Source organism: Muribaculum sp., from assembly GCF_029051885.1.
Taxonomy (GTDB): Bacteria; Bacteroidota; Bacteroidia; order Bacteroidales; family Muribaculaceae; genus Muribaculum.
In genome coordinates this window covers 734-22,305 of sequence record NZ_JAIDKI010000232.1, presented here as the reverse complement: position 1 = coordinate 22,305, position 21,572 = coordinate 734, and the positions used below count along the sequence as shown (strand labels likewise).

The 21,572-nt window shown below is 48.3% G+C and carries 18 protein-coding genes; 12 read left to right on the top strand and 6 right to left on the bottom strand.

Features of this window, described 5'->3' with window-relative positions; translation table 11 throughout:
• The first annotated feature begins 148 nt into the window (after positions 1–148).
• The 3 genes from K2I50_RS09510 (at position 149) to K2I50_RS09500 (ending at position 6,578) form a co-directional block, all read left to right on the top strand.
• Positions 149–3,205 carry a SusC/RagA family TonB-linked outer membrane protein gene (locus tag K2I50_RS09510; protein ID WP_301026084.1) on the top strand — a complete coding sequence of 1,019 codons (3,057 nt, stop codon included), beginning with the start codon at positions 149–151 and terminating at the stop codon, positions 3,203–3,205.
• A 29-nt stretch (positions 3,206–3,234) separates the two neighbouring features.
• Positions 3,235–5,004, top strand: coding sequence for a RagB/SusD family nutrient uptake outer membrane protein (locus K2I50_RS09505; RefSeq protein ID WP_301026083.1), 1,770 nt, complete (start codon positions 3,235–3,237; stop codon positions 5,002–5,004).
• 122 nt (positions 5,005–5,126) lie between these two features.
• Positions 5,127–6,578 (top strand): glycoside hydrolase family 32 protein, encoded by a 1,452-nt coding sequence (locus K2I50_RS09500; protein WP_301026082.1) that lies wholly within the window; start codon positions 5,127–5,129, stop codon positions 6,576–6,578.
• Between the two features lie 372 nt (positions 6,579–6,950).
• Here the strand turns inward: K2I50_RS09500 and K2I50_RS09495 are convergent, their stop codons facing one another.
• Positions 6,951–8,048 carry a DUF4831 family protein gene (locus K2I50_RS09495; protein ID WP_301026081.1) on the bottom strand — a complete coding sequence of 366 codons (1,098 nt, stop codon included), beginning with the start codon at positions 8,046–8,048 and terminating at the stop codon, positions 6,951–6,953.
• A gap of 22 nt (positions 8,049–8,070) precedes the next feature.
• Positions 8,071–9,585: an NAD(P)H-hydrate dehydratase gene (locus K2I50_RS09490; protein WP_301026080.1), complete on the bottom strand. Its 1,515-nt coding sequence runs from the start codon at positions 9,583–9,585 to the stop codon at positions 8,071–8,073.
• A 341-nt stretch (positions 9,586–9,926) separates the two neighbouring features.
• Between K2I50_RS09490 and tsaD the strand changes: the two genes are divergently transcribed.
• From tsaD to K2I50_RS09465, 5 genes are all read left to right on the top strand, one after another.
• Positions 9,927–10,943: a tRNA (adenosine(37)-N6)-threonylcarbamoyltransferase complex transferase subunit TsaD gene (gene tsaD / locus K2I50_RS09485; protein WP_301026079.1), complete on the top strand. Its 1,017-nt coding sequence runs from the start codon at positions 9,927–9,929 to the stop codon at positions 10,941–10,943.
• Positions 10,944–10,955: 12 nt separating this feature from the next.
• The gene (locus tag K2I50_RS09480; RefSeq protein WP_301026078.1) at positions 10,956–11,453 is read left to right on the top strand and encodes a CinA family protein; all 498 of its coding nucleotides are present in this window, start codon (positions 10,956–10,958) and stop codon (positions 11,451–11,453) included.
• A 65-nt stretch (positions 11,454–11,518) separates the two neighbouring features.
• On the top strand, positions 11,519–12,073 hold the full coding sequence (hpt, locus tag K2I50_RS09475; protein WP_301026077.1) for a hypoxanthine phosphoribosyltransferase: 555 nt from the start codon (positions 11,519–11,521) through the stop codon (positions 12,071–12,073).
• A gap of 103 nt (positions 12,074–12,176) precedes the next feature.
• A complete protein-coding gene (locus K2I50_RS09470) occupies positions 12,177–12,761 on the top strand; it encodes an adenylate kinase (protein ID WP_301026076.1) in 585 nt (194 codons plus the stop codon).
• On the top strand, positions 12,758–13,330 hold the full coding sequence (locus K2I50_RS09465; protein WP_301026075.1) for a hypothetical protein: 573 nt from the start codon (positions 12,758–12,760) through the stop codon (positions 13,328–13,330). The genes K2I50_RS09470 and K2I50_RS09465 overlap by 4 nt, the downstream gene beginning before the upstream one ends.
• A 109-nt stretch (positions 13,331–13,439) precedes the next feature.
• On the opposite strand, the gene K2I50_RS09460 is transcribed toward K2I50_RS09465, so the two are convergent.
• Both K2I50_RS09460 and K2I50_RS09455 read right to left on the bottom strand, forming a co-directional pair.
• Complete coding sequence (locus K2I50_RS09460) at positions 13,440–14,003, bottom strand: porin family protein (protein WP_301026074.1); 564 nt, start codon at positions 14,001–14,003, stop codon at positions 13,440–13,442.
• Between the two features lie 32 nt (positions 14,004–14,035).
• A complete protein-coding gene (locus tag K2I50_RS09455) occupies positions 14,036–14,308 on the bottom strand; it encodes an HU family DNA-binding protein (protein WP_301026073.1) in 273 nt (90 codons plus the stop codon).
• Positions 14,309–14,552: 244 nt separating this feature from the next.
• Here K2I50_RS09455 and K2I50_RS09450 point away from each other — a divergent pair, with 244 nt between their 5' ends.
• The 4 genes from K2I50_RS09450 to K2I50_RS09435 are packed head-to-tail and all read left to right on the top strand — an operon-like array spanning position 14,553 to position 19,503.
• Entirely contained in the window at positions 14,553–15,329 is a 777-nt protein-coding gene (locus K2I50_RS09450; RefSeq protein ID WP_301026072.1) for a rhomboid family intramembrane serine protease, read from the top strand.
• Positions 15,316–16,152: a rhomboid family protein gene (locus tag K2I50_RS09445; RefSeq protein ID WP_301026071.1), complete on the top strand. Its 837-nt coding sequence runs from the start codon at positions 15,316–15,318 to the stop codon at positions 16,150–16,152. Before K2I50_RS09450 ends, K2I50_RS09445 begins: the two co-directional genes overlap by 14 nt.
• Positions 16,149–17,285, top strand: a complete 1,137-nt coding sequence (locus K2I50_RS09440) for an endonuclease/exonuclease/phosphatase family protein (RefSeq protein WP_301026070.1) — start codon at positions 16,149–16,151, stop codon at positions 17,283–17,285. The genes K2I50_RS09445 and K2I50_RS09440 overlap by 4 nt, the downstream gene beginning before the upstream one ends.
• A gap of 49 nt (positions 17,286–17,334) precedes the next feature.
• Positions 17,335–19,503, top strand: a complete 2,169-nt coding sequence (locus tag K2I50_RS09435) for a M3 family metallopeptidase (RefSeq protein WP_301026069.1) — start codon at positions 17,335–17,337, stop codon at positions 19,501–19,503.
• A 601-nt stretch (positions 19,504–20,104) separates the two neighbouring features.
• Here the strand turns inward: K2I50_RS09435 and K2I50_RS09430 are convergent.
• Positions 20,105–21,061, bottom strand: a complete 957-nt coding sequence (locus K2I50_RS09430; protein ID WP_301026068.1) for a hypothetical protein — start codon at positions 21,059–21,061, stop codon at positions 20,105–20,107.
• 2 nt (positions 21,062–21,063) lie between these two features.
• Positions 21,064–21,572: energy transducer TonB (locus tag K2I50_RS09425; RefSeq protein WP_301026067.1), on the bottom strand; the 509-nt coding region annotated here is incomplete at its 5' end.

Genomic DNA, 21,572 nt, shown 5'->3' with positions numbered 1-21,572 from the left:
TCAGACGCATATCATCACTTTTGTTGCATACTCTGTCAAAAATCGTGTGACACACGGATTTTGATAATCAGCGCAACATCCATTATATGCTGCACCGTATTGTGCGAATTAAATTTGCAGCAGAAAAATTTACCAACCAAGTATCAACATGAAAAAACAAATCCTCAGTGCGGTTTTGCTATTTATCGTTGCAATTGCTGCACAAGCACAAAACATCACGGTGCATGGAACAGTTCTTTCCAAAACCGATGACGAGCCTCTGATTGGCGCAAGTATTATTTCAGATGTGAAAGGAACATTAGGCGCCGCAACCGATTTCGACGGCAACTTTACCATGACAGTTCCCGAGGGCTCACATATAACAGTATCCTACGTTGGCTACACGACAAAGAAAATAGCCGCCGAGCCCAAGATGACCATATATCTTGAAGAAGATGCCGCATTACTTGAAGAAGTTGTGGTTGTCGGCTACTCATCCGAAAAGAAATCCGACCTCACCGGTTCGGTCTCTGTTGTAAAGATGAAAGATGTTGCCGACACCCCGACGGGCAATGTGATACAATCCTTGCAGGGACGTGTAGCGGGCATGAATATCACCACCGACGGTACACCGGGCGGACTGAGCACAGGCACATCCATCCGTGGCGCATCATCATTCCGTAGCGATGCCAATGGCCCGCTTTACGTTATCGACGGTGTGATGACCCGCGAGAATCCGGGCACAATCCTCAACAGCAACGATGTAGAGTCAATCCAGGTGCTTAAAGACGCGGCATCCGCATCAATCTATGGAGCACAGGCCGCCAACGGTGTGATTATCATCACCACCAAACGTGCTAAAAAAGGCGAATGCCGTGTGACCTTCGATGCCACTCTCACCTTACAGACCTACCAGAGCGGACTTGACATGCTTAATGCCGACCAGTGGGGAGAGGTATACTGGTCAGCCTACAAATATTCATACGGAACTACACCCAATTCCGAGCTTTACGGCAACGGAAGTACTCCCAGGCTACAGCCTTACACCAATCTCAACGGCGTAATCGTAAACCCTCAGAATACAGATTGGGAAAAAGAGATACACCGCACAGCCCTCATGCAGACATATAGCATCGGTATCTCCAAAGGCGATGAAAACGGTTCTTCATCTCTCTCAGTAAGCTGGCTCGACCACGACGGTATCATCAAAGGCTCCGACTTCCAGAAAGCAAACACCCGCTTCAGCTCCGACTACGGATTTCTCAACAACCGTCTGCGTGTCGGCGGCAATGTGACTGTCAACTGGTGGCGTCAGCACAACGCCCCCGGCGGAATCGAAGAAAATGCAATCAAGATGCATCCTGCCCGTACGGTCTACGACTCAGAAGGCAATTACAACGACCAGGTAGCATTCGGCCTGAACGACACACCCAATATCATGCGTCAGATTGAAGAGGAAGGCAACAACAAACGTGAATACTGGCGCGTGTTTGGAAATGCATACCTCTCGGTAGAGCCCATTAAAAACCTCATACTGAAAACTAATTTCGGTGTAAACTACCACAACGGCAACGACAAGATATTCACTCCCGCCAACCTTCGCGACAACACCAACAACCTCTACCAGTATTCAAGCAAGACCACCGACTGGGTATGGACCAATACCGCCCAGTACAATGCCGACTTTGGTAAAAACTCCATAATGGCACTTGTCGGCATAGAGGCAAAGCGCAACCACTTCGAGGATATGTTCGGAGAGGGAAAAGGCCTTGAGATTGAAGATCCCAACTATCTGTATCTCGGCAACGTCACTGCTAATAAAAACACCGGTTCAGGCGCATCAAACTACTCTATGTTCTCCGTGTTCGGCAAAATCAACTATAGCTGGGACAACAAATACCTTATTTCATTCACTCTACGCCGCGACGCATCATCACGTCTGTCGACAGCCCACAACTACGACTGGTTCCCCTCTGTCTCAGCAGGATGGCGTATCTCGCAGGAGAGCTTCATGGAAGCTACACGCTCATGGCTCAGCGACCTTAAAATACGCGGTGCATATGGTGTCAACGGCAACGACATCATAGCCAACGACGCCTTCTATGCCAAATATGCAATGGATCTCGACCGTGCCGCATACGCAATCGGCGGAGGCAACACTCTGCTCCCCGGAGCACTCCGCTCGCGCAGCACCAACCCCGACCTCACATGGGAAAAGACATATCAGACCAACTTCGGCTTCGATGCCTCACTCTTCAATCACAAACTCGCTCTATCATTTGACTACTTCCACAAGAAGACCGACAATATGCTCGTAGAAAAGCCCTACATCGCCACAATCGGCGAAGGCGGATACTGCTGGTACAATGGTGGCTCGATGGTGAATAAAGGCGTGGAGATTACAGCCGAATGGCGCCAGTCGATCAACAAGGACTTCAGTTTCAGCATAGGCCTGAACGCTACCGTAATGAAAAACGAAGTCACAGATCTGATGGATGACATATACTACACATGGGGCGGCGGTAACGGCATCGACAAAAGTATCGTCGGACAATCACTCGGCTCATGGATGGGCTACAAGACCGAAGGCATATTCCGCACCCAGGAAGAAGTGGACGCATATAAGGAAAAATATCGTGTAAGTTTCGGCAATCCCGCAGTAGGACGTGTACGGTATGTCGACACCAACGGCGACGGTGAAATCAACGACCGCGACCGCACATGGCTCGGAACCGATTTACCAAAAGCACAGTTCGGCCTCAATCTCGGAGCCAACTGGAAAGGTTTCGACCTCAGTCTATTCTTCAACAGCATCATACGCGATGCGTGGAACAATTCCAAATACTATACCGACTTCTTCCCCCTGTGGACAGGCAACCATGGCACTCAGCTGCTTGACGCCGCAAACTCATACGACCGCTTTCTCCAGACCGGCTATTATGATTCCGACGTACCCGCTCCGGCTGTCGACAACTCAAACACCGAGAATGAAAGTTCGGAATACTTCATCGAAGACGGCTCATTCATACGCCTGAAGACACTCTCTCTTGGCTACACATTGCCCGAGAAGCTACGCAAGACCCTTCGCCTGCAGAACGCACGTGTATATTTCCAGGCTCAGAATCTCCTGACTCTTACCAAATACTCCGGAGCCGACCCCGAAGGTCTCGGATATCCCTACGCCCTACCCCGCCAATACACTTTCGGCATACAGTTTGGCTTCTGACACACTCCAAATTCTCAAATATTACTATAATGAAACTGAAAAATATATTACCGATTGCACTTATCGGCCTCTCATTAAGTGCTTGCAGCGACGACTTTCTGGAAAATAAACCTCAAGGCCCGCTATCCGACGCAAATATTAATGATCCCGAGGCTGTCGACCTTCTCGTCCACGGAGCATACGCCACATTCGGATGCCGCTATGCCGACTCCAATGATCCTCACTGGTTTCCCGTGACAAACTGGAGCTACGGAGAAGTACGTGCCGACAATGCCTACAAAGGTGGTGGCGGCGAGACCGATGCCTGGGAAATACACGATATGGAAACTGCGAAAATCCAGCCCAACAACGGATTTCTTGATGGAAAGTGGTTTAACGTATATTGCGGCATATCACGTTGCAATTCCGCAATACGGGCACTCAACAAAGTCGATGAGACTATAATCCCGGAAAAAAACACCCGCATTGCCGAAATTCGCGTAATCCGCAGCCACTGGTACTTCGAGCTTGTGCGCCTGTTCAACCGTATCCCCTATATGGATATCGACTTACCTGAAATTGAATATCAATACGTGCGCAACGATGAATTCTCACGCGAGCAGCATCTTGACCGAATCGCAAAGGATCTCCTCGACGCAGCCGAGAATCTACCTGACAACCAAAGCGAAATAGGTCGTATCAACCGCCGTATAGCTCTTGCCTACGCAGCCAAGGTCAAACTTTATCAGGCGTATGAACAGGACCCGCAGACTAATGCCGTAACCAATATCAATAAAAACCTCATGGGTGAGGTTGTGGAGCTTATCGATAAGGTTCAGGGATATCAGCTCCTTGATGACTTCCAAAAGCTCGATCTCCTGGAGTATGAGAACGGACCGGAATCGGTTTTCGCCATCCAATTCTCAAAAGACGACGGCTCAAGCGGAGTAGGACGCATAAACTGGTCTATGCTGCTCAACTCCATGACCGGCCCCGGCTGCCCTTGGCAGGGTGACGGCTTCTTCCTACCATCGCAAGATCTTATCAACGCCTACCAGACCGATGCCAATGGTCTCCCCGTATTCGACTATCAGCAGAAGCCCGACTATGGTACCGTAGTGTTTGACAATAACGGAGGATACACTCTCGGCAACGTAGACGGGAATGTGGATCCGCGTCTCGACTACGTTATCGGACGTCCGACCATACGGTATAAGACATATGAAGAACGCCCATGCGGACTTTGGGTACGCAACAGCGACACCTACGGCTACAACAATACTAAGCGATTCTGGCTCTCGCCTGAGTCAAAAGACGCCACCCAGGGATGGCCGTGGGGAGCATCGGCTCTCAACTGGCAGATTATTCGATATGCCGACCTGCTGCTCTACAAGGCCGAGGCATTGATTGAAATCGGCGGCAATGGTCTTGAGGAAGCACGTATACTCATCAACCAGGTACGTCAGCGCGCACAAAACAGCGCTTATGTCAAGGACTTCAACGACCCCACTAAAGATGCTGCCAACTACAAAATCGGTCTCTATCCGTCTGCGGGATGGAATCAGGATTACGCCCGCAAGGCTCTCCGTACAGAGATGCGACTCGAAAAAGCCATGGAGGGTGAGCGTTTCTTCGACCTGGTACGATGGGGCATCGCAAAAGAGACAATGAACAATTACTTCAACGCAGAGAAAGACAACCGTATTTACTACCAGAATGCTTCTTTCGATACCGGCGAGGAATATTTCCCGGTACCGGTAGCACAGTACAACTTCTCCGGTGGCATATACGTACAGAATCCCGGCTATCCATCATTCTGATTCAGGTACAATTAATAAATATTTTGAGGTAACAACGATGTGGAGAGACAAGCTGACTCAACCGGCTGTCTCTCCACTTTTTCTGACAACGTATATACACTGATACATTTATTTTATTAATCATGAGATCAATCTTCCTGCTACTATTTACAAATCTTGTTATCACGCTCTCGGCTTCCGACAGCATAACATATAAAGAAAAGTACCGTCCACAATACCACTTTACCCCGGCCCACAGATGGATAGGAGACCCGTGTGGAACGATTCGCCACAATGGCCGATACATGGCTTACAGTTGGGGAGCCGCAACATCCGACGACCTGATTCACTGGAACGAACTCAATGACCACGCTATAAAGGGACTTCCCCGCGATATCTCTGCCTTCACAGGAAGCGTAGTCGTAGACTGCGGCAATACCGCCGGATATGGTGCCGACGCATTGATTGCAGCATTCACGTCATTCGACGAACACTCAAAAAAGCAATCCCAGAGTATAGCATTCAGCCTCGATAACGGGGCTACATTCCAATACTACGACCTTAATCCGGTAATAGACATCTGGAGCACTGAATTTCGCGACCCTACTGTAATATGGCATCCAGAAAGCAACAGATGGATAATGGCAGTGGCAAAAGCGCTTGAAAAGAAGATAGCATTCTATTCATCCTCAGATTTGAAGCACTGGGAATGGCTGAGCGATTTCGGTCCTATGGGAGACTCCGAGAAATCATGGGAATGTCCCGACTTATTTCAGTTGCCGACTGAAGACGACAAGAAGAAATGGGTGCTTGTCATATCCGTAAACTGGGCCCGTGAACAATACTTTGTAGGCGATTTTGATGGAAAAAGATTCATACCCGAACGCCCCGAGGCCTCGCCTCTGTATGTAGATGACGGATTTGACTACTATGCATCACGTGTGTTTCAGAACTTCGACAATCCGTCATCCGACGATGTATATACTATCGGATGGGTAAATACCTGGGACTACGCCACTGCAGCTCCCTCAGAATGGGGCAAAGGCATATGGTCGATTCCACGCAAACTGTCGTTATACTCCACTCCCGACGGCATGCGTATGCGACAGCAGCCTATCGGTTCTCTTGCCACTCTCCGCAAATCTCCGATAAAAATAAACCGGCGACTTCGCCCGGGTGTGACTAAGCTCCCTGCTATTTCTCCGTTTGGCAATGCATATGAAATGAAACTCACCATAAAGACCGACAAGCCCGACATATGCGGAGTAAACATATGCAGCGGCAACGGATACAAAGTGACAATCAGCTACGATAGCCAGACAAAATACCTTGTTGTCGACCGTACTGCATCGACCGACGTGTCGATACCAAAGTTCGACAGAATATCGCACACACGTATTCCGGATAAAAACGGAATACTCGACCTTGATATATTTGTCGACAAATCAACTGTCGAAATATTCGTCAACAATGGAGAAAAAACATTGACCATGCTCACATACTCGCCCGAGACATCAACAGAAGCCAATCTGTTCTCTCTAAACGGCACCACCGAAGTCTCTCTTTCAGCATGGCCTATGAAATCAATCTGGTAAAACAAAATCCGGATACGCTCTCGCGCGGCCGGATTTCTAACCTATGATTCACTTATTTGTTGTTGCTTTTTTCTATTTTAATCATCCTCTTTAATTCGAGGAATCAGACCTGTTGCCAGGCATCAGCCATCTGTTGCCGCTACGGACAAAAATATGGCCCGGTGTAAAAATCCGGGCCATATTTTAAATATCCTTATAATGTTTCTTTTTCAATATGGTATCCGATTTTTTACGTAGCAAAACTAAATAATATTATCGAATTATCCAAATAAAACAGCCATTATTTTCACATATCAACGACTATTCGCATATATATGATTAAAAACAATGTCATACAACATATTCTGACTTAAAATCAGTATATGCCGGTTTCTAAGGGAGAGCAACCGATACGCTGCCAAGTTCGCGAATAGCGCCTGTAACCGGATTCAATATCAGATATGATGGAGCCTTACGGTCATTAAACGGCTTTGGATCGAGACCGAACACAATACCATACTGCGCGGCATCTATGCTGCCCTCCCACATAACATCGCCTCGGAATGATATGCTCAGAGACGCACTGCCCGGAATACAATAAGCGATGCCCCCCTTGGGAAACTCCTTAGGCTGTCCCTTATCGTTCAACGGCAACCGCCCGCGGTCTGTGACTCGCAGCGACAGAGTTATCGGATCGCCCGACAGGTCATTTGCATCGACTATGCCGCCGATTGCCGAAATTCGGGCTATCACTTTACGCGACACATCGTCGCCGGGAGTATATGTTATAGTATTGACGTCAGTTTCTGTCTGAGTCGTACCGACAAACATTGCTGTCAAAGCAGCTTCCTGCGCGGCAATCTCATCAATTACAATCTGCATTGCCTTACCATCCGGGGGCATCTGATCGGCCTGCCCGGTAATAAGATCCGAACGGCTCTGGCGCAATTCATATATACGCTGTGCGGCAAGCTCGGCTCTTTTTGCCACCGATTGGCTTTGGAGCATCTCGGCCGTAATCACCTGATTGGCCGCAGGAGTCTGTAGCGGAGTCGGTTTTGCTGATACAGCGACCGGAATGACCGGATCTTCTGATACAGGAATATTTTCCGTATTGATTGCAACCGGCAGATTGTTCTCATCCATTATCAGATAAGGTGTGTATCCGGGTTTAAACTGCATCAGATAGCGTTCGGAGTTATTTGCTACTCCTCGTGCGTTTACTAAAACCGATTTTACGCTCCAGCTTTCCGATTTTTGGGTAATCGGGTCATCTACATTGAGATACTTCTTCGCATATAGGTAAAACTCGCCGGGCTCCTTGACAACATGCTCAGCCTCTATTGTAATATCAAGCACTGTTATAGGAAGGGAATATACAAGCCCGTAGTCATTGGCCTTTGTGGCCGAAAACTTCTGTGTAGTCTGGGCATTCCCCGCTCCTATCGCAAGCAGACATGCTGAGATGAGTAGTGTACGGTTGTATTTCATATCTTGATTATCTGTTGTTGAATCAGTTTAATATATCACGTATAGCCTTTGAGGTATTACGCGCCACATCGGTGGCGAGCACTCCAAACGTTCCGTCATTATCAGCAGCCAGAGTTCCTGCCATTCCATGCACATAGGCTCCGATAGCCGCGGCAAGATCCGGGGTATAACCCTGAGCAATAAAAGAGCCGATTATGCCGGTAAGCACATCGCCGCTACCGGGTGTGGCAAGTGCCGGGCATCCGCTACCGATAAAATATATCTTGCCGTCGGGACGCACTACACTTGTGTAACGACCCTTAAGCAATATTATTATGCTATAGTATGCCGACTTCTCTACAGCAGTCTTCAATCGAGACTCATGAGAGGTATGTGGGCCAAACAATCGGTCAAATTCTCCCGCATGAGGTGTAATGACCGTCATCGGAGGCACATGCTCAAGCAGATTGGGCCGCTGGGCTATACAGTTAAGGCCATCGGCATCAATCACCAATGGCTTGGTAGCCGTATTTATAAAATTTTCTACTGCCTTTACGGTATAATCATGAGTACCGATGCCCGGGCCAAGCGCCACAACATCATACTCATGTTTTGTCGTGATGTCAGTGATAACTATATCATGCTGATCGGCATGAAACATAGCCTCGGGCACTGATGTCTGCATAGGAATGAACCCACACCTGGGACCATGTACGGTGAGACGCCCCACACCTGAACGAAGAGCGCCAAGAGCTGCCATCTGCGACGCACCAATCATCCCGTAACATCCGGCAACGAGAAGCATTGAGCCAAAATCGGCCTTCGAACAAAATTCCGGACGCTGACGAAGTATCCGCTTCACATCGTTTTTATCAAGCAGATAATAGGGGTTTTGTTCGCCTCGCGAATCATTCCCAGTGAGCTTGATATCAAGCACCTTCCATTCGCCTAAAAACTCTGCATTGTCCTGGATGAAAAATGACAGACGCGGGAACTCTATGGCAAGAGTAAGATTGGCGTGGACAACATCGCGCGACAGAGTAGCTTCGTTCCATTCGCCAAACATTCCCGAAGGCATATCGATTGAAACTATCGTGGCACTCGAACTATTGATATAATCTACCAGCGATTTGAATCCACCTTTAAGCGTCTCCTTAAGCCCGGAGCCGAAGAGTCCGTCTATCACTATGGCATCGCGGGTTATCACCGGCGGATTGAAATCATTTGTGATTTCGGTAAACGATACGCCCGGCACATTCGCCAGCTCATCACGGTAGTGGCGACACGCATCGGAAAGCCCACGGTCAGTAACATTGAACAGCAGAACGGTGACAGTATAACCCTCATCGGCAAGCATACGGGCCACCGCTAAAGCATCAGCGCCATTGTTACCCGGACCGGCAAACACCATCATAGGACGCGATGGACGCCAACGGCTCATGATTTCCCACGTAATAGCCGATGCGGCACGCTCCACAAGTTCAATTGCCGTAATGCCCTCTTTTTCCATTACAGCATTCTCAATCGAGCGAATCTGGGCACTTGTAAATATCTTCATTGATGTCGTTATCTATGTTTAGAGCATCTGTCACAGTCGTTATTGTATCTCAGGTCATATATGACAGCAGTATGGAGCATCTGTACATATACCTGAGCTACAAGAAACACTCTTAGAGCCTATTTAATAATAAACCATTGTTTGTCAGTCGTGTACATAAAGTACACTCCTTAGTAACATGTCGAAAATTCGCCTCGGGCTATACGGTCATGTCGGCAACATTTCTTATTAAACGAGCTCTTAATATCGCAAAATTACAAAATCTTATCAGCCCATGAAAGATTTGTCGTGATGAAGTCATAAATTTCCTATAAATTTGCATTGAAAAAAATTTGAGCAATATGTCCACAATAATACTCGGTATCGAATCATCGTGCGACGATACATCAGCAGCCGTAATAAAAGACGGGCTTCTCCTAAGTAATGTAATCGCGAGCCAAAAAGTTCATGAAGAATATGGAGGCGTTGTGCCCGAGCTTGCATCAAGAGCCCATCAACAGAATATCGTACCGGTAGTTGACACAGCTATACGGCGAGCCGGCATATCTCCATCCGATATATCGGCCATAGCTTTCACTCGTGGCCCCGGGCTTCTCGGGTCTCTGCTTGTAGGCACATCATTTGCCAAAGGCATGGCTATAGGACTCGGCTGCAAGATTGTTGATGTCAATCATCTGCACGGTCATGTACTGAGCCACTTCATACGCAACGCCGAAACCGACCGTGTACCCGAATTTCCCTATCTTTGTCTGTTGATATCCGGAGGCAACTCCCAGATTATACTCGTCAACAGTCCGAGAGACATGCAAGTGCTCGGACAGACAATCGACGACGCGGCCGGTGAAGCATTCGACAAATGCGCGAAAGTCATGGGACTGCCCTACCCCGGCGGTCCGCATATCGACCGACTCTCGCAAGAGGGCGACCCAAAACGCTTCAAATTTGCGAAACCCCATATCCCGGAACTCGACTACAGCTTCAGCGGACTCAAGACATCCTTCCTCTACACGCTTCGCGACAATGTAAAGGCCGACCCCGATTTTATCGAAAAGAACAAGGCAGACCTTGCCGCTTCGCTACAGGCCACCATAATCGCCATACTCCTTGACAAACTTGACAAAGCAGTCAGGAAAACAGGCGTAAAGACCGTTGCAATCGGAGGCGGAGTGTCAGCCAACTCAGGCGTAAGAGCAGCCATAGCAGATTACTGCGCCAACCATAATCTTACAGCCTTCATACCCGAACGCGCATTCACTACCGACAACGCCGCAATGGTGGCAATAGCCGGATATTTCAAATATCTTGATGGCGACTTCTGTTCTATGGATGCCGCGCCATATGCAAGAGTTTCCGTATAAATTCTCACGCACATGAACGACACCAAAGCCTTATCGCCTGAAGAAGAGGCAAAAAACATTTTTGATATTCTTAGACAACGCAAACTCACTCTTTCCACGGCAGAAAGCTGTACCGGAGGAAATATAGCCCACCATATCACTCTCATTCCTGGCAGTTCCGAGGTGTTTATGGGTGGTATAGTCTCATACAGCAATGACATAAAGCATCGCCTACTCGGAGTTGGTGATGACACCCTTTCCACATATGGAGCAGTGAGCCGCGAGGTTGTCGAGCAGATGGCAGAAGGTGCCTCTCGAGTGTGCCTTACCGACTGTGCGGTAGCCACTTCGGGAATAGCCGGTCCGACAGGCGCAGTCCCAGGGAAGCCGGTCGGCACGGTATGGATTGCCGCCCGATGCTGCGGCATCACCGAGTCACGCCTATTCCATTTCTCGGGCAACCGCACTGAAATCATAAATCAGGCGACTGTCGGTGCTCTTTCACTACTCCACACTCTGCTTCTCAAATAAAAGTCGCACTCTATTATTTCTGTGCCGATTTTTTTTGTAATTTTGTCGAAACAATCATTTTCAAGATGGAAACAGTGACATATAACGGGCTGACATTCCAGCCCTATATTACCCACGAAACGATACAGCGCCGCATTGCTGAAATCGGGCAGGAAATCGGCCGGGAGTATGCCGGAAAATGTCCGCTGATACTCTGTGTGCTTACAGGCGCGTTCCCATTTGCCTCCGACCTATTCCGTTCGATAGGCATTGATGCGGAGATAGCGTTCATACGTCTGAAAAGCTACGAAGGGACCTCAACTACCGGCAATGTCAAGCAAGTGCTCGGCCTTACCGAAAATATCGAAGGGCGACATGTGATTGTCGTGGAAGATATCGTAGATACCGGACATACCATCTGCAATCTTCTGAAAGACCTTAACGCGAAGAACCCGGCATCGGTAAAAGTAGCAACTCTGTTGTTCAAGCCTCAGTCAGAACAATGTGGTGTCGTCCCCGACTATGTCGGTTTCGAGATACCGACAAAATTTATCATCGGATTCGGCCTCGACCTTGACGGTCTCGCCCGCAATCTCCGTGATATATATGTCATCTGCGACAAGGCCAATGATGCCAACTAATAGACCGCTCCCATGCGGTATGGATGAATCTCTCTGCTTGTAAATGTTGCCACAACCTATATTCATTTATATATTTAATAAATTTATACAATCGACATAAGTTATGTTTAACATCGTCATATTCGGTGCCCCCGGGAGCGGCAAAGGCACCCAGAGCGACAAACTGATCGAGGAATACGGTCTTTACCATATATCAACCGGCGAAGTGCTACGCGACCACATCGCGCGCGGCACCGAACTCGGCAAAATTGCCGACAGTTATATCTCGCAGGGACAGCTTATTCCCGACGAACTGATGATAAAAGTACTTGAGCATGTGCTTGACAATACTCCAGAAGCTGAGAAAGGGGTGATATTCGACGGATTTCCCCGCACAATCCCGCAGGCAAAAGCACTCAAGGAGATGCTCTCCCGTCATGGATCAAAAGTTCATGCTGTAGTAGGGCTGGAAGTCGATGACAACGAGCTTATCGACCGACTCCTGAAGCGCGGACAGATGTCGGGAAGAAGCGACGACAATCTTGATACTATAACCCGCCGCCTCAACGTATACCACTCCCAGACTTCCCCCCTGCGCGACTACTACCAGGAGGAGGGTAAATATCATGCGATTCCCGGCTCAGGCGAGATTGACAACATTTTCTCCGACATCAAGACCAGACTTGACGCCATTAAGAACAGTAAATGACAAAAGAAAACCCCATACAGTCAGCGGCGAAGGAAGTATACGACATGCTCCTTCGCCGTCAGGCTTTTGAAGCCATGCAGCTCGCCGACGAGCTCACCTCCGACACAATGGCTCAGTGGAAGCGCGAAAATTCTCCGCAGCATGCCGATGATCTCCTGACCGCAGCATGCGCTCTTGCCGAATCTCAAATAGCGGCAGGACGCCTGAAGCAAGCCATAAATACCTCACTGAAAGCTATCGCAACCACCGCACGCTGCAATGCCGGCAACGAACAGCGGATGATATGCTATCTTACAGCATGGAATGCCCTTGAGCAGCTGCTCAACCTTACAATTCCGGAAGATAGCCGACGCAACGCAGTAGCTGATGCCACACGCCATCTCGGCTCGCTACTCTACCATTATTATTACGCCACAGGCCACGACAACCCGGATTGCGCCGCACTGCATGATGCATACGATGCTCTGAAAGTAATGTCCACCCTTGTAAGAATCGACCCTGACGCCGACACATCTCAAACACTGCATCTGCTCATATCATCACTCGGAGCAGCAGACATAGCGGAATAAGAGTCTGTTTGATAATACGGCCGGATTAACCGTTTTATCTGAATTATAATATACAAAAAAGCCGGATTGCTTATTGCAGTCCGGCCTTTTTGTATAGGTAAGCGGTGGCTTAGAAAAGCCATGCGGCTGTCACTGTCCAGAAGCGGTTCTTTGCGTCAACTCCCTCGGGAGCCTCATAAGCCTTCGACAGGCCAAGGCCATAATTGCCGGCCAGCTGCAGATGCTTGAACAGCTCCACACCAAGACCGAAGTTCCACGAGAAGTTGGATTTGTTGCCATCAAGACCCTCGACTTTGGTATGATGTACCAGATATGCCCACTCGGGACCGGTAGAGAGGAAGGGCACTACAATACGGCTTACAACAGGAAAGCTAAAACGGTACTTCAGGTTAACCGGAATAGCGATATAATCGCTGTGGAAATCCTTTCCGGCCTCACGACGCACATACATAAGCGATGCGTCAAAGGCAAAACCAAGCAGCGGCATATGACCGTCGACCATCACACCTCCGGTAAATCCGGTACGGTTATCAGTGCTTAACGCATCCTTGTTGAAATGAAGTTCATTCACACAGATGCCGACTTTCGGGCCAAAATGAATCTGAGCCGATGCCGGCAGAGCAAATGCCAATGCAACAATTACAGTTGCAAGAATAGTTGATAATTTCTTCATAAAATAAGTCTATTAAGTATTATGGTTTACTGTCAGCGGATGCGTGCATCCATATCAGCCCCACACTTGAAGCGTACAGCCCGGCGCCCCGGAATTTCAATATGCTCGCCCGTGTGAGGATTATAACCGGCTCGAGGCATCTTCTCAGATACAGAGAATGTGCCGAAGCCGGCCAAAGATACCTTGCCGTCCATCTCAAGAACGTCAGTTATCGTATCGAAGCAGCAGTCAATTACCGCACGCACATCGTTACGTCCTACGCCGGTAATATCGGCTACTTTCGCTACAAGTTCGGTTTTATTCATGATGAGAGATCGATTTACGGTAAAAATATAGCGGAATATGCTTCATATGCATAGCAACTGTCTTTTTAGGTACAGAACTTTTACCGCACAAAATTACATTTTAAATTCATATTTCACGCCCTTTCTGTTAAATTTTGTCGAAATTTTCTTTAAAAATGCTGTATAAGAGTGCTCGGATGTGGCATTCCGGCTATTTTTCTTTAATTTTGTAGGTTGAAATTTTAGAAATATTGTAATCTGACTTATGTTTCGCAACGGCAACTCATTCTGGAGCGCAATGCCTCCGGTAACCAAAAATCTCATAATAATCAATGTAATCATATGGATTGCCATGATTGTGCTTCCCGGCTCCACCTCCGGGAAAATACTCGACATCGGAGGCCTCCATTACTGGAAAGGTGATGATTTTCATGTTGGCCAGCTGTTTACATACATGTTTATGCATGATACCCGGAGCATGGCCCACCTGTTCTTCAACATGTTCACTCTGTTCATGTTTGGTATCACTCTCGAACGTGTGCTCGGAAGTCCGCGCTACCTGTTCTATTATATCACATGCGGAGTAGGTGCCGCTCTCATACAGGAATTTACCTGGATGCTTACAGCCGAGAATATGGCTATAAAGATACTGGCCAACGCATATGGAGTCGGATTCCCAGAAATGGCCGACGCAATAAATCGTGTCGACATGGGATTCACAGTAGGCTCTGTGGCTGAAAGTCTCCAATCATTCTACAACCATTACCTTGTCACAATAGGCGCGTCCGGCGCCATTTACGGCGTGTTGCTGGCCTTTGGAATGCTCTTCCCCAACCGTCCGCTATATCTCATGTTTATTCCCATCCCTATAAAGGCTAAATGGATGGTTATAGGCTACGGTATCATTGAATTGGGATTGGGCATCAGCTCTGCCACCGACGGCATAGCCCACTTCGCCCACCTTGGTGGAATGATATTCGGCGTGCTTCTTATTCTTTACTGGAAACATCAAGGTGTAATCCGCAGAAATGATTTCTATTGATTCGCTCACAACAATGTGGCATAACAGTTCCGCTACTGTACGGCTTATAATCGTCAACACCGGAATTTTTGCTTTTATTATATTAGCCCGGCTTGTCGCATCACTGTGCAATTCCGGGATAATGGTTGAGCTCATGCCTCTGATTGAGTGCCCCGACAGCATGCTGATGCTCGCCACGCGTCCATGGACATTGCTCACCTACATGTTTGTGCACGTCGACTTGTTTCATCTCATATTCAACATGCTGTGGATATACTGGTTTGGAAGTGTATTTATGCTTACAGGCCTTTCCCGGCAGATATATTTCCTATATATCGCCGGAGGCATAGCCGGAGCACTGATGTTTGCAGCCGTGGGCACATTGCCTCCATGGCACAGCTATGGACTGCTCGCAGGATCATCGGCATCGGTCATGGCTGTCGTTACCGCCACTGCCATACTCCATCCCGACTACCGATGGAATATGATTATATTCGGAGAGGTCGCCCTGAAATGGGTTGCCGTGATAACCATCGTCATAGCAATGCTTGGAGACGGAAGCAGAATCGCACATATCGGCGGTGCCGCAGCAGGAATAATATATGCTGTAGTGCTGAACCGCGGACGTGACCTTTCTGCCATTATTTCGCGTTATAGTTTCCATAGGAAAAGAACTGAACGCAATGCATCCGGTTTTGGAAAAGCAGCGCAAGAGAGCAAGACTGACGAAGAGCAACTTGACGAAATACTTGACAAAGTACGCCGTTCGGGCTACGCCTCCCTATCCAGTTCTGAAAAAAAGAAACTGATTGATATATCCCGCCATACCAAAGATAGTATATGAATATAAAACCGATAAGCAGACTAATAAGATTTGTCATCCTCGCTTTCGACATTCTCGTAGCGGCAGGATTGCTCTTTTCCGCATACGGAGGAGGCATCGATCCCTCCCGGTCAGTATGGCCCCAGATATTCGGAATGAGTTTCCCGGCATGGATTATGCTCATGCTTGTCATGGTACCTGTATCATTTATCATTTGGCGCAGACTGGTATTGCTCCCAACGGCAGCCCTGCTCATAGCCATGCCTGCCATCCTTACAATATCCCCCCTTCATATAGGCGGGTCACTGTCACAATCTGAGCGCGCACGCAGCTTTTCGGTAATGACGTATAATGTATACGGCTTCGTCGACCATGAGTTTATGTCTGATGATTCAGTACAAAAGCCTTCCAACGAAAGCCGAAGCCTGCAACAGATTATCGACACTCAGCCCGACATCGTATGCATACAGGAAGGATACAACCCCAACTACAGATTCAAACTACAGATGGATACCATCAACAAGGTATATCCATACAGCAATTTCATAGCCGAAGGTGGCGAGATTATATTCTCGAAATATCCGTTTAAAATCATACCCACTCCACAGCCCGCATGGCATACAGCTCATTACTCGGCATATGAGCTCGACGTCGACGGACATCCGTTGCTCGTGGTCAACTGCCATCTGCAATCAATCGGACTGACACCCGACGATAAGGCGCTATATCGCGAACTTACCGACAAACGCATCGAATCCCCTACCCGCTCTGAACTCTCGCAGGTGAAAAACAGCATTCTCTCAAAACTCGCGAATGCATTCCGCCTGCGCGCCGAGCAGGCCCGACACATCAGACAATTCCTTGAGGAACATCCCGGCAATGCAATTCTTGTCGGCGACTTCAACGATGTACAAGGCAACTACGCCTACCGATGCATCAGCAGCGCAGGCATGCGTGACGCCTATGCCGACAGCGGATTCGGCCCGACAATCACATATATCGACAACAGATTCTACTTCCATATCGACCAGATATTCTACCGGGGAGACATGCGTGCCGTCGATGTAGTACGAGGCAATATAAAAAGCTCCGACCACTATCCGATGACAGCAACATTCGTATGGAATGCTCCCGACATCTCTCACACCGACTGAGAGTCTGTTTAATAATCGATTTAATTCACCAATCAATATCATAAATATTTTGAACCGTTTATTAACCACCCTCGCATCAGCCGCCATTGTGGCCGGATGCGCATTGACAAGCAATCATGCCATGGCCCAGCAACGTCAGAATCCGTTTTTGGTAAAGTATGACACTCCCTACCAGATTCCACCGTTCGACCGCATCGCTGTAGCCGACTATCTGCCCGCCCTCAAGGCCGGAATAGCCGAACAGCAAAAAGCAGTCGATGCCATAGTCAACAACCCTGAAGCCCCGACCTTCTCAAACACCATTGTAGCCCTTGACCACAGCGGGCAGACTCTTGAGAAAGTATGCATGGTATTCTTCAATCTCGACGAATCAAACTCGACTCCCGAGATGACAGCCGTAGGCGAAGAGTTCTATCCTCTCTATTCAGCCCACACCGATGAGATTTCGATGAATCCCGGTCTGTTCAAGCGCATAAAAGCTCTATACGACAACCGCACATCGGCCGGCTATACACGCGCGCAGATGCTCGCTGTAGAGAAAGCCTACAAAGATATGGTGCGCAGCGGAGCGCTCCTCGATGCCGACAAACAGGAACAGCTAAAGGCCATCAACACATCTCTCGCCGACCTCTATCTGAAATTCAACAAAAATCTGCTTGCGGCCACCAACGAATTCTCAATCGTGGTCGATGACAGCAACGAACTGGCAGGCCTCCCCGCTACAAGCGTGGCCGTAGCAAAGGCCGAGGCTGAAAAGCGCGGTCTTGGCGAAGGCAAGTGGGTATTCACCCTCCACGCCCCTTCACGCCTCCCCCTCCTTCAGTATGCCGACTCTCGCTCTCTGCGTGAGAAAATGTACAAAGGATACACCACACTCGCATCCTCCGGAAAATACAACAACTATCCTGTAATCGCCGATATCGTAAAGGCACGCACCCGCAAAGCCAACCTGCTCGGCTACAAAAACTACGCCGACTACATGACTGAAAATGTCATGGCCAAGAACGTAAAAAATGCCGAAGACCTCCTCATGCAGATATGGAAGCCGGCCATCGGACGTGTTGCCGAGGAAGTAGCCGAAATGCAGGCTCTCGCCAACAAAGAGGGACAGAAAATCACTATCGAACCCTGGGACTACTATTACTATGCCGAAAAGGTGCGTAAAGCCAAGTATGCTCTTGATGAAGACGAGGTGCGCCAATATTTCCATGTCGACAGTGTGCGCAAAGGCATATTCACCATGGCCAACAGACTGTACGGCGTCACATTCACCGAAATGCCCGACGCTCCCAAGTACGACCCCGAAGTAACCGTATATGATGTGCGCGACGCTGACAACAACCATGTGGCAGTATTCATGACCGACTATTTCACCCGCTCCTCAAAGCGCCAGGGTGCATGGATGAGCGAGTTCAAAGGCTCTTGGGTAGGCGACAACGGCGAAGTTGAGCGCCCGGTTATATTCAATGTCTGCAACTTCACCCATCCCACAGGAGACTCTCCTTCGCTTCTCACCATCGACGAGGTTGAAACCATGTTCCACGAATTCGGCCACGGACTCCATGGCATGCTCTCGCGCGCCAAGTACAAGAGCCAGGCAGGCACCAACGTCGACCGCGACTTCGTAGAGCTCCCCTCGCAGATTCACGAGCACTGGGCTATGGAACCCGAGCTTCTGCGCCAGTTTGCCCGCAATTACAAGACAGGCGAGGTAATACCCGACGCTCTTATCGAGAAACTTCAGAAAGCATCTACCCACAACCAGGGATTCACAACTACCGAACTCGCCGGAGCCGCTCTGCTCGACCTCGAATGGGGCAAACTCACCTCGGCCGACGATATCGATGTTGAAGGTTTTGAAAAAACCGTAGCAGCCAAGCTCGGAATGCCGCGCGAAGTGCAGTACCGCTACCGTTCTCCCTACTTCAAGCATGTATTCGGCAGCGATGGATATGCCTCAGGATACTACACCTATCTTTGGGCGGAAGTGCTCGACACCGACGGCTTTGAACTCTTCAAAGAGCGCGGTATATTCGACCCAGCCACCGCCAAGGCTTTCCGTGAAAATGTGCTCGAAATGGGTGGCTCGGAGGATCCGATGCAGCTCTACATAAACTTCCGTGGTCGTAAACCCGACGCAAACGCTCTGCTCCGCAACCGCGGTCTCATCCCCGACGACAACAAAAACATCCCCGTAAAATCATCTGAAGGCAAATAATCCATCGGATTCATTAATCTATAATATAGGCGGCATGCTGTCATCTCAACCGATAGCATGCCGCCGTTATTTATCGCCGGTTCGACACTCATGGCCTCACTTACCCAATTCCATTTTTATCTTTGTCTCGACAGAATAGCTGATAGCCAAAGAAAGCCAATCCCAATGTCGGAAGAAAAGTAAACGTGCCGATTGTCAGAATGAGATAACCAAACAATCCGATATCCGCATAAGTCTCTTTGAAAAACCACGCATAAAGAGGAACACTAATAAAAAACGACACCCAAAAGATTACGGATAGAATCAACAGAAACATCACCTCATATATAATTCCAAATATTAACCAATGCCTGCCACCGGCCAAAAGCCATGTTATGAAACCGCTTATCAGACACAAACCAACGACAAGCAGTTTAAATCCCGACATGCTTGCACCAAACATCGAGTCGACAATAAACATCAGCAATATTGAATACAATATGCAAAATCCCTCGAATATCCAAAATAGTCTATTTTTCAGTATCATTGCTCACCTCCATTTTTGTTTATAATACACTTGCCAATGGCATATCTGACTCCGCGATTATGATATTTTTTCATATTATCCGAATAATTCGAGCAGTCTGACTTTCAACTTCTTATAATTTGAATAAAGGGCATAACGCAGAAACAGCACATCCACAGCAATGAACGGCAGAAACAGTATCAGTGCGGCAAAGCCCTTGGATGTATTGACGGAAAATGCCGATATGGATGCTGCAATTAATGCCACCAAAAAACAGAGATTCCAAAAGCACATGACAACTAAAACCAACGGATTTGGTCCGATACTAAGATGAACTATGCATTGCCTGACATCAAGAGCCTCGACATAGCCGACGGCCTGCGACTCAAATGAATTCCAGTAATAATTGTTCAATGCTATTCTGAATCCGTTTTGCCACACATTGCCACGAAATTCCCCCTTCTTGCCGTAGTTCTTTCTATCGCATGATATGATTGTCAAAGCCGACAACTCCGACAACAATTCATCGCAACTGCGATTGACTACAATATCTTTTTTGAAATCACCGCCGGTGAATGTCGGGCGAACATCTATAATAGCCTCATATACCTTATCTTCCTGTTCGGGGTCAATAATTTCTCCCACAACAGGATATTCAGTATCGTCAATTTCTCCTTTTTTGATGATAACAGTATCCTCAATTGGTGGCAACTCACCTTCATCGATTGTGTCAGCAACCTCTACTTGCTCAATAGGTGCCACAGGCTCGCCCTGTAAGGTCACACTTGATTGATTTTTGGAAGTCGTGCCGCTGCAACCCGACATGATAATCATGCCCGCCGAGATTCCGGCGAGGGTAATGGCTTTTCTTGCGAGGGAGCGGGCGCGGAGCTGCTGCTCAAGATAGCGCACTTCGGCCTCACACTTGGGGCATGTGCCGAGGCAGTCGCCTTTGTAGCGACATTCAGATGTGCCGAACTCGATGCCGTTGGCCTCGGCAATACGCCGACGTATCTCTTTAAGTATCTTGCAGGTCTGCTTTCCTCGTGCCATAGTCATTTAATCGTATCTACTCCGACATTCAAAGACATCGAAAACGAAAAAGTCTTATATACGTCAACAGGAGTGCCGTTCTTCTTTCCGGGAGTATAATCCGGGAATTGGTTTATAATACGTACGAGTTGTTCGCCAAGCAAGGAATCACCCTCGATTATCTTTGGACTCTCTATTTCGCCTTTGGAATTCACTATATAACCTATCTTGGCACTGCCGATGATTGCATTTTTTTCTTTACGCCAACACTCATCGAAGAATTGCCGCATAGCGTCGTCTCCACCCGGAAATTGAGGTTTTTCATCAACCTCAGATTCAAGCCATATAGCAGGCAATTCACCTTCTATAATTGTATCTTCTGTATCTTCAATCATTTCGGGAGATTCAATAAATTCGCCAAGCATATCATCGGTTGATTGATGTTTGGAAGTTGTGCCGCTGCAACCTGACATAAGAATCATACCCGCAGAGATGCCGGCGAGGGCCACAGCTTTCCCGGCGAGGGAGCGGG

Coding starts and splice junctions, on each gene's coding strand:
- tsaD (WP_301026079.1), top strand. CDS start 9,927: ATGTCCACAATAATACTCGGTATCGAATCATCGTGCGACGATACATCA.
- K2I50_RS09510 (WP_301026084.1), top strand. CDS start 149: ATGAAAAAACAAATCCTCAGTGCGGTTTTGCTATTTATCGTTGCAATT.
- K2I50_RS09500 (WP_301026082.1), top strand. CDS start 5,127: ATGAGATCAATCTTCCTGCTACTATTTACAAATCTTGTTATCACGCTC.
- hpt (WP_301026077.1), top strand. CDS start 11,519: ATGGAAACAGTGACATATAACGGGCTGACATTCCAGCCCTATATTACC.
- K2I50_RS09460 (WP_301026074.1), bottom strand. CDS start 14,003: ATGAAGAAATTATCAACTATTCTTGCAACTGTAATTGTTGCATTGGCA.
- K2I50_RS09470 (WP_301026076.1), top strand. CDS start 12,177: ATGTTTAACATCGTCATATTCGGTGCCCCCGGGAGCGGCAAAGGCACC.
- K2I50_RS09445 (WP_301026071.1), top strand. CDS start 15,316: ATGATTTCTATTGATTCGCTCACAACAATGTGGCATAACAGTTCCGCT.
- K2I50_RS09495 (WP_301026081.1), bottom strand. CDS start 8,048: ATGAAATACAACCGTACACTACTCATCTCAGCATGTCTGCTTGCGATA.
- K2I50_RS09430 (WP_301026068.1), bottom strand. CDS start 21,061: ATGGCACGAGGAAAGCAGACCTGCAAGATACTTAAAGAGATACGTCGG.
- K2I50_RS09490 (WP_301026080.1), bottom strand. CDS start 9,585: ATGAAGATATTTACAAGTGCCCAGATTCGCTCGATTGAGAATGCTGTA.
- K2I50_RS09455 (WP_301026073.1), bottom strand. CDS start 14,308: ATGAATAAAACCGAACTTGTAGCGAAAGTAGCCGATATTACCGGCGTA.
- K2I50_RS09480 (WP_301026078.1), top strand. CDS start 10,956: ATGAACGACACCAAAGCCTTATCGCCTGAAGAAGAGGCAAAAAACATT.
- K2I50_RS09440 (WP_301026070.1), top strand. CDS start 16,149: ATGAATATAAAACCGATAAGCAGACTAATAAGATTTGTCATCCTCGCT.
- K2I50_RS09450 (WP_301026072.1), top strand. CDS start 14,553: ATGTTTCGCAACGGCAACTCATTCTGGAGCGCAATGCCTCCGGTAACC.
- K2I50_RS09465 (WP_301026075.1), top strand. CDS start 12,758: ATGACAAAAGAAAACCCCATACAGTCAGCGGCGAAGGAAGTATACGAC.
- K2I50_RS09505 (WP_301026083.1), top strand. CDS start 3,235: ATGAAACTGAAAAATATATTACCGATTGCACTTATCGGCCTCTCATTA.